This window comes from Bacillus cereus group sp. BfR-BA-01349 (genome assembly GCF_022663795.1).
Classification (GTDB): domain Bacteria; phylum Bacillota; class Bacilli; order Bacillales; family Bacillaceae_G; genus Bacillus_A; species Bacillus_A cereus.
Genome location: NZ_JAKUGE010000016.1, coordinates 83,288 through 96,656 on the forward strand (window position 1 = coordinate 83,288; position 13,369 = coordinate 96,656).

Consider the following 13,369-nt stretch of genomic DNA (forward strand, 5'->3'; position numbering starts at 1 on the left):
TTTTACGTATGTGTAATTGTTATAGCAACTTGTTTATCTAGCTCATTATCCCAAACACGTTGAATTTCAAAGGTGCCTTTTTCAAAAAATAATGGGAATCTTTCTTTAAACCAATCTTGCATAGGAAGCTTTAGTGCTGTATCGATTGGTATCCATAATAATTTGCCCTCAGGTGGGTTTAAAAGAAGTTCACCTTCAAATGAGTCTGTCCAGTAGTTAAATACCATGTACCGAACATTCCCTTTCGGATTTACATATTCATCTAATCCCTTAAAATTTAAATCCGAAACAAGTAATCCGGTTTCTTCTTTTACTTCCCTTATAGCGGCTTGAACGATACTTTCGGGAAAATCTACTTTGCCGCCAGGAGCTATGTAGCCAGGGAAACCTCGATGATTGGGTCGTTTTACGAGTAAAACTTCATTGTTGCGCTGGATCATACACATTGTATAGATTTGGTGTTCGATATTATGTGAATTTGGAGGCATAATGATGCATTCTCCTTTATATTTTTTTGATAATTTTACCATAACATAATGGTTTCTTATATAATTAGAAATATAATATTATAAATTTTCAGTCATATATTATGTATTCTATAGTCATTTGAAAAGAGGGGAGAGACATGCAAGGGGAAATACAAAAGGAGAAAAGTTTAGGTTATATTGGAAAATTATTATTACCAGTTAAAGTATCAACGCACTTTAAGTTTTTATGGATTGGACAATTACTCTCGGCCTTAGGTAGTTCGATAACTATGGTCATACTTCCAGTTGTTGTGTATTCATTAACTGGTTCAACAGTTGTAATGGGGATGACGATGGCAATGTACATGCTACCTAATATTCTTGCTTTACCATTTGCAGGTTTAGTTGTAGACCGAATTGATCGGGTTAAATTAATGTTATTTACGGATATAATCCGCTGTATAGTAATGCTATTACTTGCATCGCTTATATTTATGGATTTATTAACAATTACGATTTTATATATTCTCGTTGCCATATATGGACTTATGGAAGGGATATTCCAACCAGCATATTCTGCTGTAAGGGCAAAAGTATTCGTCCCTGAAATTCGTAATGCAGCTAACGCACTCACTCAAATGAGTAATCAAGGTATACGATTAATTGGGCCAGCACTTGGTGGGTTAATCGTATCGGTTGCATCTGCAGGGATAGGTTTCGGACTAGATGCAGCAACGTACTTATTATCATTTTTATGTTTATTATTTTTAAAAGAAATTAAGTTTAAAAAAGTAAAGCCCATTGAAAAGAGTAAGCTTACTTACAAACAAGAGTTTATGGAAGGTGTTTTAGTTTTAAAAAGTCATCCGTGGCTGTGGATTACAATTTTAGTTTTTTCTTTTATAAATATTTGTTATGCCGGCATTATCGTCGTATTAATTCCATGGTTATTTAATGTTCATCATCATTTTGAAGCTTACGTGTATGGACTTGGCATGGCCTTTTCTGGTGGTGGGGCTGTAATTGCCGCATTAATATTTGGTGGGAAAGAGCGGTGGCATAAGAGAGGATTACTGGCTTATGGAGGTGTTTTAATGAGTGGCATTGCTTTATTAATTATGCCATTCATTTCTTGGGCACCCGCTTTAATATTCTTAATGGCAATTGAAGGATTTGGCATGATGATATTTGGACTCATTTGGGAAACGAGTTTACAGGAGCTTGTACCAGAAGAAGCATTCGGAAGAGTGGCAAGCCTTGATATGTTGGGTTCTTTTGCTTTATTGCCATTAGGGTATCTAGTTGTAGGCTGGTTAGCTACTGTCATAGGTGGCGAAATAACTATTATAACACTAGCTAGTTTAGTAATTTTAACAATTGGAATAGCATTGTCTGTACCGAGTATTCGTCGATTTAATTGATTATATGGGAAAAGAGGGCGATATGCGTGACTATAGAAAATTTGAAAGATATAGTAACAAGGCAATTAGAGAGTAAATACATTTTGGAAGAAAAGGTCTTTGAAGCCAAAAATTTTATAGTCTATATCGCTACCCAAATAGAAAATAACTTAGCATATAATCAACTAGTATTAATAAAACCCCTTTGTAATAAAAAACCGTCCGTACATATTTGGCACAAAAAGATGAGTATGGAAGAAACAGAATTGGAAATCACAAAAGAAGACTAAGCCCTAAAGAAATTAGGACTTAGTCTTCATTAAATACAAATGTTTGTTTCATTTTTTTACCTTCATTTACCGGATGGCCATTGTAAGAGAAATTCTTTTCTTCCCAAGTGATTACAACTTTAAAATTATGACTATTAAAGTCTAATGGGAATACCATGTAGTCAAAGCTTGTATGACTTTTAGAAATGTTTCCATTAGGTGTAGTAGGTTTAAAGGTAGCTTTAGAGGTAGGGTTGTTATCAAGTATTTCCACAGATACGTTTGATACATCATGACCGATGTTTTTTACGAGTAAACTATACGTATCAAATACACCTTGCTTTGGCTGGATTGCTTGCTTGTTTGAGTTATGAGATTTATCGATTTCGACATACCATTGTTTAGACTTTGACGCAATCGGTAGTGACTGAAATGTGTAAGCACTAGCTTGTATTGGTAGTGCTAAGCATAAAAGTGTAAAGAGAGTTAATATTTTTCGTTTCATTTTTTGAGTGCTCCCATTCTTTAATGGATTTACTTGTTATTATCTTCTTTTCACGAGTAAATATACCATATAATGTAAAGAGGCTATTGTGAGTAGTGGATCAATATCTTATTCACTACCCTTATAGCCGGCATAATTACGTATGTAGTAAAAAAGAATAAATTTTTTTCTATACTTAGATTGCTGCCCTTTTTAAAAGGGCTATTTTTACGTTTTAATAAAAAGAATATACTAAGAGTTCAGTATAAATTATTTATTTTAATGTAGTTAAATGTGCTTGTATATGTGAAATTAGAGAAGGAAGCTGTGTAGAGGTGTTTCTACACAGTTTTTTAGGATATGAAAAAATTACCAAAAATATGTTAAAATAACATTGTCATACAACAAGGGGGATTTGTTTTATGGAAAATGGACATCTTGCTAAAGTAGACTTAACGAAAAAAATTGAATCAAAATCTAAGTACAATAAGAAATTAGAAAAATATCAAAGGCGCTTATTAGCATTACAGCAAATTTTGAAAGAAGAAAAAACCGCGGTTATGCTTGTTATGGAAGGATGGGATGCGGCTGATAAAGGTGGGGCAATTAAGCGGGTGACGGAACACCTTGACCCGCGTGGGTTCCAAGTAAATCCAATTGGAGCGCCTGCACCTCATGAAAAACGTTACCATTATTTGCAACGTTTCTGGCGCAAAATTCCACAGTACGGGCAAATCACCATTTTTGATCGCTCATGGTACGGTCGTGTGTTAGTTGAGCGTGTTGAAGGATTTGCTACAAAGGAAGAGTGGATGAGAGCATATGATGAGATTAATGATTTTGAAAAACTACTAACAGATGACCATTACATAATAGGGAAGTTCTTCTACCATATAAGTAAAGAGGAACAGTTAAAGAGATTTAAAGATAGAGAGAAAAATCCTTTGAAAAGATGGAAAATTACAGACGAAGATTGGCGTAATCGTGAAAAATGGGATGAGTATGTTGAAGTAATGGAAGACATGTTTGAAAAAACAAGTAAGCCAAATGCAAAGTGGCATATTATTGAAAGTAACGATAAATTGTATGCTCGTGTGAAAACGTTAAAAATCATTATTTCATTCATTGAGGATTATTTCTTAGAACATGGTATAGAATTTCCTTCTTATTATTATGAAATGAAAGAGGATATTGAAGGTTTGCAAGATGTAGGTGTGAAAGAGTAAATAAGAAAATGGCCCTGTGAATTGGTGAAACCAAATTATGGGGCTTTTTTATTTAGAAATATTTTACAATTAACAGAATAAGGTATATAATCAATAATCATATTAATATTGTTAATATGATTATTGATTATATACTATGTGGGGGTTTTACTTTGAAGGGAAGAGATGTTGTTTTAGGTTTATTAATGGAAAAGGAATTGTCTGGTTACGATATTAAAATTGTGTTTGAAGACGTATTTACTCATTTTTTTGATGGAAGTTTTGGAATGATTTATCCAACGTTACGGCAATTGGAGAATGAAGGGAAAATAAAAAAAGAGGTTGTCATGCAAGAGGGAAAACCGAATAAGAAAATGTACTTTATTACAGATGAGGGGCGTGAAGAATTTTATCAATACATGCAGACGCCTGTAGAGAAGGATGTTTTACGTTCGGATTTTTTAATGAGAATGTATTTTGGCAACTATAGTGATGATGTAACAATAAAAAAATGGATTAAAGATGAAATTGAAAGAAAAGAAGCGTACATTGCAGATCTTCGATTGAAATATGAAAAGTGGAGAGTAGGTATTACTTTCGTCGAAGAAATTTCACTAGATGTAGGTATTGCATCGTATAGTGCACAAGTGGAGACTTTGAAGAAAAAATTAGAAGAGTTAGAGGCGAAAGAAAACAATAAAACAGAAGAATGAAAAACGCATTCACAATAAATAAAGGGGTATATAAAGATGGAGCAATCAAAGGGTATTAAGATTGTCTTTTTAATGTGTCTAGGTATCTTTCTTTGTATGATTGATACGACAATTATGAATATAGCTTTACCGGCAATACAATCGAGTGTAAATACTTCATTAGAAAAGATGTCTTGGGTATTAAATGTTTATACAATGACGATTGCAGTACTTGCCATTCCGTTAGGGCGGATAGCTGATATCTTTGGAAAAGCAAAGATGTATATTCTTGGTCTGGTGATTTTTGGTGGTGGATCGGTACTTTGCGCTTTTGCTAATACAGGTGATTTTCTTATTTTTTCTCGTTTTATACAAAGTATTGGGGCAGCAATTTTATTTCCAACAAGTATGGTAATTGGTGTATCAGCTATGCCGTTAGCTAAAAGGCATGTTGCACTTGCAATTTTAGGAGTAACACAAGGATTGTCAGCTGCTATGGGGCCAGTAATAGGTGGAATTATTACGCAAAATTTAGGATGGAGATGGGTGTTCTTCGTTAATGTTCCGGTTTGTATAATAGGAATCGTGTTATGTTGCATCATGCTACAAATAAAAAATGAAGAACGTATTATCTCAAAAATAGATTGGATAGGACTACTATTAAGTAGCACAGCAATTTTTTCATTTACTCTCATATTAGTAAAAGGTAATACATGGGGATGGCAAAGTAATATTGCTTTGTCTTGTTATGCAATTAGCACTATTTCTCTTATTCTATTTATTTTAGTAGAACGAAAGATTCATAACCCAATGGTGAATTTAAAGTTATTTCAAGATCGAATGTTTGTCGGAGCGTCGATCGTTGTTATATTAAGTAATTTATTTTTAATTGGAGTTACTGTATTGCTTCCAACGTTCTTGACGAAACTACAAGGTCGAACGGAAATTGAAGCGGCTTTTTTAGTGACACCTATTTCAGCAATGATATTTTTTGTCTCACCAGTTGCAGCAACTTTAATTAAAAAACTCGGAAAAGTAACTATTATTTTGTCAGGATTTCTTGTTATGGGGCTTTCCTACTATTGGTTGCAAATGATTGATGTTCATTCAACAAATATAGAAATTATTATTCCATGTATGATATTAGGTGTCGGATATGGCTTAGTAGTGGGGCCAATTACAGTTTTAAGTGCGTCTTCGTTTGAAGGAGAATTATTAACTGCTTCTCAAAGTGTTGTATCAATGTTACGACAGGTTGGAATTGTATTGGCGGTCGCAATATTTGTCTCTAACTTAACTCATAATTTAAATGTAAATAAAGAAAAAGTATATCGTTATGCAGAAGAAAAGGTGCGGAATATTCATGTGAATAGTACTGAGCAAACTGAAATTTTACAAATGACTAAAGAAAAAATAGAGAATCAAAGTTTAGAGTCGAATATAAATAAGAAACAAAATACAATGACAATGGGATTAAGTAAAGAGAAAAAGGAAGAATTGATTCGCGACAAGACGGATGAAATATTAAGAAAAGTTCCAGTAGAATATAGGGATGTAAAAAGAGAAGAAGTTATGAGGCAAGTAACAAAAGAAGTTGAAAAACAAGAGGAAAGTATAAAGAAAGAGGTACTCACATTCTTGAATGATGTGAATCATTATGCCAAGAATCAGATGGCAATGAGTTTTACAGATTTATATAAAGCAAGTGTGCCAATTATTTTAATTTGTGCTTTCGTAAGTTTGTTGTTGTGGGAAGGAAGAGCTTTGAGTAAAAAGAGAAGGGGAAGGATAGTAGAAGAAGTGTAAAGGGAAACAGGCTGCTATTAGCCTGTTTTTTCATTGTTTTCTCCTTGCATATTGTGAATAGTAGTATTTTTAATATAGCATGGGATAAGTCGAGAATGATTAGAAAGTTTTTTAGAATGAAAGGGATGAATGGAAAATGCCATTGAATATGTAACGTTATACATAGTACATTAACAAGAGGGATTAATTTTAAAAGGAGGATGGGGAATTGCTAGATAAGGCAGGGGCTTTAATAGATAATCATGTGTACACAGACGAAGAGCAACAAAAACTATACAAACGAACGTTAATAATCGTCAGCATTTCACAAATGTTTGGCGGTGCAGGACTAGCTGCTGGTATTACAGTGGGAGCACTTCTTGCGCAGCAAATGCTTGGAACAGATGCATTTGCAGGATTACCAACTGCTATGTTTACATTGGGATCAGCATTAGCAGCTTTCATAGTAGGGAAGCTTTCGCAACGATATGGACGCCGGATAGGTCTTGCAACAGGGTTTATAGTAGGTGGATTTGGAGCAATTGGTGTTGTAATGGCAGCTTTAACGAATAGCATTATTCTTTTACTTATTTCTTTACTCATATATGGTGCCGGTACAGCCACGAATCTACAAGCTCGTTATGCAGGTACAGATTTAGCAGATAAGAAGCAGAGAGCAACGGCTGTTAGTATTACGATGGTAATGACGACTTTCGGTGCAGTTGCAGGACCAAATTTAGTAGGAGTAATGGGTAGTTTTGCGCATTCAATTGGAGTTCCTAAACTTGCAGGTCCGTTCATACTATCGGCAGCAGCATTTATACTGGCGGGTCTAGTTCTTTTTGTTATGCTTCGTCCAGATCCGTTAATTATTGCTAACATAATAGAAAGATATAAACAGGAACATACATATAAAGGGCAACCAATAACAGAAGAAGTGAAAGAAAATAAACGAGGTATTACAGTTGGAGCAATCGTAATGATACTTACGCAAATCGTGATGGTTGCGATTATGACGATGACGCCAGTTCATATGGGACACCACGGTCACGGTTTAAGTGCAGTAGGACTTGTGATAGGTTTTCATGTAGGTGCAATGTATCTTCCATCTCTCGTTACAGGAATGTTAATTGATAAAATTGGCCGAACTACAATGAGCATAGCTGGTGGAGTGATTTTACTTGCAGCGGGTGTCATAGCTGCGATAGCGCCAAGTGATTCTTTATTACTATTAATCGTTGCTCTGTCTTTACTTGGGCTAGGATGGAACCTCGGATTGATTAGTGGTACAGCACAAATCGTTGATTCCACAACACCGTCTACACGTGCTAAAACACAAGGAAAAATAGATGTTTTTATTGCGCTAGCTGGAGCTTCTGGTGGAGCGATGTCAGGTATGGTAGTAGCGAATTCAAGTTATGCGGCATTGTCATTGGCTGGAGGCGTGTTAGCGTTATTACTTATTCCTGTTGTGATATGGTCTCGAAAAGGGGCAAGAAATTAAATGGAAAAGAGGTTCTAGTTACTGACTAGAGCCTCTTTTTATACACTTAAATTAAATTCCACTCTACAATAAGTCCTAAATGTGTAAGACCACCACCGAATCCGTATAGTAAAAGTGTGTCTCCATTATTTAACTTCCCTTCTTTTATAGCTAAATCTAGAGCGAGTGGAATGGTGACTGAAGAGGTATTCCCCATATATTCCACGCTCGTTAATGTTTTTTGTATTGGAATTTGAGATTTTTCGCAAATAGATTCAATCATTCGTAAGTTAGCGCTGTGGGGTATGAACCAGTCTATATCATCTACTTGCATATTTGCGGTATGTATTAAATCTTTTATGCCTTTTGGCACTGTACGTGTTGCCCATTTATATACTTCTCTTCCATTTTGAACGATTTTTTCATTTGTTTGCAGTGGTGTGCCATTCATAGTAGTAGATAAGTTTGTTCTATATAGATGAATGCCGCCATCACCGTTTGTTCCCATGTGAGCAGCGATAAAGCTTGGGGTGTCTGCATCTCTTTCTAATAAAATAGCTCCAGCACCATCACCGAATAAAATACAGGTCGTTCTATCGGTATAATCAGTAACTTTAGATAATGTCTCTGTCGCTACGACAAGTATTTTTTCATGTGATCCAGAAGTGATTAAGCTATTACCGACGTGTAGTCCATATGTAAAACCAGCACAAGTTGCATTTAAATCAAAAGCTAGTGTATGAGGTATGTTGAAGTATTGTTGTATTTGGCAAGCAACACTAGGGAAAACGTAATCAGCAGTAGTAGTAGCGACAATGATACAGTCGACATCTTCTAAGTTTTTCTTATATGTTGTACATAAATTTTTAATTGCTTTAATGGCTAAGTTTGAGGAATATTCTTCTTCGCTAGCGATTCTTCTTTCCTTCATTCCTGTTCTTTGTACAATCCATTCATCATTCGTATGGACCATCTTTTCTAAATCGTTATTAGACAATATTTGATCTGGAACATAAGTACCAATTGCAGTAATACGAGATTTAGAATGCATAGGAACATCTCCTAATTTTTATTTTTATAACCTGATACTAATATCAGGTTATAAAAATGTCAATATAGATTTTTGTTGTATTAAAACGATAATACTTAACTTACTATGAAGGAATTTGGCGAGTGCTGTAAAAATAATATACGAGAAGTTTCTAAAATTGATAATTGCTTTTGTTATTTTTATTGTGAGAAAAACTCGCAAAAAATGACGATTTTCTTTAGTGTGATATAGGTTGTTAAACCTTGTGAAAGCGAATTACTTATGCTACACTTTATGTAACTTAAAATGAACGGAGGGGCTTCCTTTGATCTTAATCAGATTACGTCTCAATACTTTGTGCCAATAATTGAATAGCGCTCAAAGGCTCTGTCTGTGTACAGAGTGAACGGGATTAGTCTGCCTATTTTAAAGGAACCCTTTATTAAGCTTATATGTGACAAAGAGGGAGGGACGAATACGCCCTCTTTTTGTTTTGCCTTTATAAATAGAATGGGATTGTATAGGTGAACGCTTATTGTGGATACGTATATGATCTTGGGACTTTTTGACTATAAAATAGGATGAAAGCATAGCTTTCTTCTATTTCTTTGGTGAACCCTTATCCGTTTACGAAAACACAGGCAGCGACCTGTGTTTTTTATTTTACGTAATCGAAATGGAGGAATAAATATATGGAAGAAGTATTACAAAGAGCAGTTTTAGTTGGAGTAAATGTAGGTAATGAAGATGATTTTGCATATTCGATGGAAGAGTTAACAAATCTTGCGGAAGCCTGTGATGTAGAGGTAATTGGGCAAGTAACGCAAAATTTACAACGAGTAAATCCATCGCATTATATCGGAAAAGGAAAGATTGAAGAAGTAGCAGCGTATGTACAAGAAATAGATGCGAATATGGTCATCTTTAATGATGAATTATCTCCTTCACAAATTCGAAATTTAGAAGAGGATTTAGATTGTAAGGTAATTGATCGTACCATTTTAATTTTAGATATTTTTGCGCAACGTGCGAAAACGAAAGAAGCACAGCTACAAGTAGAAGTAGCACACCTTCAGTACATGATGCCTCGTTTAATCGGTCTTCGTGAATCGTTAGGGAGACAGAGTGGCGGCGTTGGTACGAAAAATAAAGGTGTCGGTGAGAAGAAGTTAGAGTTAGACCGTCGTAAAATTGAAGAACAAATTTCAGTTTTGAATAAAGATTTAGAAGCGCTCGTTGCCCAGCGTCAAACGCAGCGAAAGCAACGTAAGAAAAATGAAATACCTGTTGTAGCATTAGTAGGTTATACGAATGCAGGAAAGTCAACGACGATGAATGCAATGCTTGAAATTTATAATGGTACAGAAGAAAAACAAGTATTTGAAAAAGATATGTTATTTGCGACGTTAGAAACATCTGTACGAAATATTGATTTGCCAGATAATAAATCATTTTTATTAACAGATACAGTTGGATTTGTAAGTAAATTACCACATCATCTTGTGAAGGCGTTCCGTTCAACGTTAGAAGAAGTAGCGGAAGCAGATTTACTTATTCACGTCGTAGATTACGCAAATCCAAATTATGAACAATTAATTGATATTACAAATGAAACGTTAAAGAAAATTGGAGTAGAAAATATTCCAACGATCTATGCTTATAACAAATCAGATATGGTGGATGTTGAAATTCCGAAAGTACAAGAAGACCGCGTGTATTTATCTGCGAAGAAACATGTTGGAATTGAAGAGCTTGTAGAAATGATTCGTTCCCATATTTATAAAGAATATACGAAATGTGAAATGTTAATTCCGTATGATCAAGGACAGGTAGTTTCGTATTTCAATAATCATGCGCACGTTTTATCAACGAGTTATGAAAATGAAGGTACGAAACTAGAAGTGGAATGTAAGACGAGCGATTACGAGAAGTATAAGCGTTTTGCAATTTAATGTAAGAGGCAACCCAGTTTGTGATTGGGTTGCCTTTTTCTATAATGTTTTACTGCTGAAAGTTACAAGGATGCAAGTCAATGATGGGAGTTAAGTTATATTTCTGGAAAAAGAAATGAAAGCAGTATAGAATAGAAATGTTTCAAAAGTCAGAATTTATTACACCTACTGTAATAAATATATATTTTGTACAGAAAGGAGCGATTCACATATGCAGGCAGTTTCACAAAAAAACACAGTAGAAACACCGACAATATATCGAATATTATTTGCGATTAGTTTCGGACATTTTTTAAATGATTCGATGCAAGCAGTTGTGCCGGCGTTGTTTCCTATTTTGGAAAAAACGATGAATTTATCCTATATGCAAGTAGGGTGGATTGCGTTTGCGTTAAATATGACGTCATCGATTATGCAACCGGTGTTTGGTATGTATTCAGATAAGAAGCCGTCACCATTTTTATTACCACTCGGTATGTTTTCAAGTATGCTTGGAATGATTGGACTCGCGTTTGCACCAAACTTTATTATTGTTATTATTTCTGTTTTATTTATTGGCTTAGGTTCCGCAGTCTTTCATCCAGAAGGCGCTCGTGTTGCGTATATGGCGGCAGGTGCAAAACGAGGGTTAGCGCAAGCGATTTATCAAGTTGGGGGAAACACGGGGAATTCTTTAGCTCCTATTTTTACAGCGCTAATTTTCGTTCCACTCGGTCAAATTGGTTCATTAGGTTTTACAGCATTTGCAGCAGTAGGAATTGCATTATTAATTTTCGTATCGAATTGGTACAAAAATGAATTAGCAACCGGCGCTGTAAGAAGGAAGAAGAGAGCTGCGCTTGAGGCGGAAAATGCAATTGTAAGTACACACATTAAATTTGTTATTATACTTCTTGTTTTTCTTACTTTTGTGCGCTCTTGGTACGGTGCCGGTATCGGGAATTTCTATCAATTTTACTTAATTGAGCATTATGGTTTATCTATAAAAAATGCCCAGTATTTCGTATTCGCATTTATGATTGCTGGTGTGTTAGGCACTTTCTTCGGGGGACCGTTAGCAGATCGATTTGGTAAGAAAAACATCATCGTATTTTCAATGTTAGGTTCAGCGCCACTTGCGCTGTTATTACCACATGTCTCACTTGTGTGGGTCGTACCTTTATTTTTATGTATCGGTTTTATTAGTTCAAGTAGTTTTAGTGTAATTGTTGTATACGCGCAAGAGCTTGTTCCGGGAAAAGTAGGGATGGTATCAGGTCTAATTGTAGGTCTTGCGTTCGGCCTTGGTGCTCTAGGCGCTGTAGTACTAGGAAAGTTAGCTGATATATATAGCCTTCAGTTCATTATGATATTATGTAGTTGTTTACCGTTAATTGGACTTACTTCATGGTTATTACCAAGTGATAAGAAAACGATAGAATAGGGGATGCACTATGAAATTATGTGAAAACGTAACAGAATTAATAGGAGATACACCTGTCGTCCGATTATCTAAATTTATTCCGGAAGACGCAGCGGACGTGTATGTGAAACTAGAAATGTTTAATCCATCACGTAGTGTGAAAGACCGTGCTGCTTATAATTTACTTCACGTTGCAGAAGAAAATGGTCTCATTAAACCAGGGGATACAATTATTGAACCGACAAGTGGGAATACAGGAATTGGTTTAGCGATGAACGCAGCAGCTAAAGGGTATAAAGCGATTTTAATTATGCCAGACAATATGTCAAAAGAGCGTGTTAATTTATTGAAAGCATACGGGGCAGAAGTAGTTTTAACACCAGCAGAACAAAGAATGCCAGGAGCAATTACGAAGGCGTTAGAACTGCAAAAACAAATACCGAATAGTTTTATCCCGCAACAATTTGAAAATCCAGCTAATCCGAATATTCACCGTTATACGACTGCACTTGAAATTTACGAACAAATGGATGGAGAGCTTGATGCTTTTGTTGCAACGGCAGGAACAGGCGGAACGATTACAGGGACTGGTGAAACGTTAAAAGAGAAATTACCAAACTTATATATTGCAGTAGTGGAACCGAAAGGATCTCCCGTTTTATCAGGTGGTGTACCAGGTCCTCATAAACTAGTAGGAACAAGCCCAGGATTTATTCCGAAAAACTTAAATACAGAAGTGTATAACGAAATTATTCAAATTGCAGACGAAGAGGCTTTAACGACAATGAGAAATTTAGCTAGACAAGAAGGATTATTAGTTGGGCCATCTTCTGGAGCATCTGTTTACGCTGCAATTATGATAGCGAAACGTCTAGGCGTTGGTAAAAAAGTTTTATGTATTGCGCCTGATACAGGTGAACGTTATTTGAGTATGGGGTTATTTGAATAAAAAGGATAGAAACACCTTAATAGTGAATAGCTGCTATTAAGGTGTTTGTTTTATGGAATGAAGAGGGGGAGAAGAACAATGAAACTATTAAAACCAATCCATGAATATAGTGAGCATATTACGGCGTATAGACAAGCGTTTTTACACTCAGGGGAACAACCACATCGCTATCAAGCTAAGCCCATACAACGTCAAGTATAGTAGAGGTTGTTTCTTTTTTCTAAAAGCTAGGTGTAGAGAATTTAAAGATT

12 protein-coding genes and 1 pseudogene are annotated in these 13,369 nt (G+C 35.4%); 10 read left to right on the top strand and 3 right to left on the bottom strand.

Translation table 11 applies throughout. From position 1 onward, the window contains the following. Positions 1-2 precede the first annotated feature (2 nt). Positions 3-488, bottom strand: a complete 486-nt coding sequence (locus MR169_RS11360) for an 8-oxo-dGTP diphosphatase (RefSeq protein WP_001134949.1) — start codon at positions 486-488, stop codon at positions 3-5. A gap of 137 nt (positions 489-625) precedes the next feature. Here MR169_RS11360 and MR169_RS11365 point away from each other — a divergent pair, with 137 nt between their 5' ends. Both MR169_RS11365 and MR169_RS11370 read left to right on the top strand, forming a co-directional pair. After that, a complete protein-coding gene (locus tag MR169_RS11365; RefSeq protein ID WP_098616424.1) occupies positions 626-1,888 on the top strand; it encodes an MFS transporter in 1,263 nt (420 codons plus the stop codon). 26 nt (positions 1,889-1,914) lie between these two features. Then, entirely contained in the window at positions 1,915-2,157 is a 243-nt protein-coding gene (locus MR169_RS11370; protein WP_016117565.1) for a hypothetical protein, read from the top strand. Positions 2,158-2,176: 19 nt separating this feature from the next. Here MR169_RS11370 and MR169_RS11375 read toward each other — a convergent pair whose 3' ends face one another. Continuing rightward, on the bottom strand, positions 2,177-2,641 hold the full coding sequence (locus MR169_RS11375; RefSeq protein WP_016117566.1) for a hypothetical protein: 465 nt from the start codon (positions 2,639-2,641) through the stop codon (positions 2,177-2,179). A 401-nt stretch (positions 2,642-3,042) separates the two neighbouring features. Here MR169_RS11375 and MR169_RS11380 point away from each other — a divergent pair, with 401 nt between their 5' ends. From MR169_RS11380 to MR169_RS11395, 4 genes are all read left to right on the top strand, one after another. Then, on the top strand, positions 3,043-3,846 hold the full coding sequence (locus tag MR169_RS11380) for a polyphosphate kinase 2 family protein (protein ID WP_242319416.1): 804 nt from the start codon (positions 3,043-3,045) through the stop codon (positions 3,844-3,846). 152 nt (positions 3,847-3,998) lie between these two features. Continuing rightward, complete coding sequence (locus tag MR169_RS11385; RefSeq protein WP_000678333.1) at positions 3,999-4,538, top strand: PadR family transcriptional regulator; 540 nt, start codon at positions 3,999-4,001, stop codon at positions 4,536-4,538. Positions 4,539-4,574: 36 nt separating this feature from the next. Next, positions 4,575-6,323, top strand: a complete 1,749-nt coding sequence (locus MR169_RS11390; protein WP_242319417.1) for an MDR family MFS transporter — start codon at positions 4,575-4,577, stop codon at positions 6,321-6,323. Positions 6,324-6,531: 208 nt separating this feature from the next. Continuing rightward, positions 6,532-7,806 carry an MFS transporter gene (locus MR169_RS11395; protein WP_016117568.1) on the top strand — a complete coding sequence of 425 codons (1,275 nt, stop codon included), beginning with the start codon at positions 6,532-6,534 and terminating at the stop codon, positions 7,804-7,806. A 46-nt stretch (positions 7,807-7,852) separates the two neighbouring features. On the opposite strand, the gene MR169_RS11400 is transcribed toward MR169_RS11395, so the two are convergent. Beyond that, complete coding sequence (locus MR169_RS11400) at positions 7,853-8,836, bottom strand: ketoacyl-ACP synthase III (RefSeq protein ID WP_242319418.1); 984 nt, start codon at positions 8,834-8,836, stop codon at positions 7,853-7,855. A gap of 671 nt (positions 8,837-9,507) precedes the next feature. Here MR169_RS11400 and hflX point away from each other — a divergent pair. The 4 genes and pseudogenes from hflX to MR169_RS11420 all read left to right on the top strand — a co-directional run. After that, positions 9,508-10,767: a GTPase HflX gene (gene hflX, locus MR169_RS11405; RefSeq protein ID WP_000393282.1), complete on the top strand. Its 1,260-nt coding sequence runs from the start codon at positions 9,508-9,510 to the stop codon at positions 10,765-10,767. A gap of 211 nt (positions 10,768-10,978) precedes the next feature. After that, complete coding sequence (locus tag MR169_RS11410) at positions 10,979-12,190, top strand: MFS transporter (protein WP_001149411.1); 1,212 nt, start codon at positions 10,979-10,981, stop codon at positions 12,188-12,190. Between the two features lie 10 nt (positions 12,191-12,200). Then, entirely contained in the window at positions 12,201-13,118 is a 918-nt protein-coding gene (cysK, locus tag MR169_RS11415) for a cysteine synthase A (RefSeq protein ID WP_137074615.1), read from the top strand. 78 nt (positions 13,119-13,196) lie between these two features. Next, positions 13,197-13,283 (top strand): annotated as a pseudogene (locus MR169_RS11420) (GNAT family N-acetyltransferase); the annotation flags it as partial. Positions 13,284-13,369: the final 86 nt, after the last annotated feature.

Excerpts from the sequence above, each read along its gene's own strand:
- MR169_RS11365 (WP_098616424.1), top strand. The coding sequence starts at position 626 with ATGCAAGGGGAAATACAAAAGGAGAAAAGTTTAGGTTATATTGGAAAA.
- hflX (WP_000393282.1), top strand. The coding sequence starts at position 9,508 with ATGGAAGAAGTATTACAAAGAGCAGTTTTAGTTGGAGTAAATGTAGGT.
- MR169_RS11400 (WP_242319418.1), bottom strand. The coding sequence starts at position 8,836 with ATGCATTCTAAATCTCGTATTACTGCAATTGGTACTTATGTTCCAGAT.
- MR169_RS11360 (WP_001134949.1), bottom strand. The coding sequence starts at position 488 with ATGCCTCCAAATTCACATAATATCGAACACCAAATCTATACAATGTGT.
- MR169_RS11380 (WP_242319416.1), top strand. The coding sequence starts at position 3,043 with ATGGAAAATGGACATCTTGCTAAAGTAGACTTAACGAAAAAAATTGAA.
- MR169_RS11410 (WP_001149411.1), top strand. The coding sequence starts at position 10,979 with ATGCAGGCAGTTTCACAAAAAAACACAGTAGAAACACCGACAATATAT.
- MR169_RS11375 (WP_016117566.1), bottom strand. The coding sequence starts at position 2,641 with ATGAAACGAAAAATATTAACTCTCTTTACACTTTTATGCTTAGCACTA.
- cysK (WP_137074615.1), top strand. The coding sequence starts at position 12,201 with ATGAAATTATGTGAAAACGTAACAGAATTAATAGGAGATACACCTGTC.
- MR169_RS11390 (WP_242319417.1), top strand. The coding sequence starts at position 4,575 with ATGGAGCAATCAAAGGGTATTAAGATTGTCTTTTTAATGTGTCTAGGT.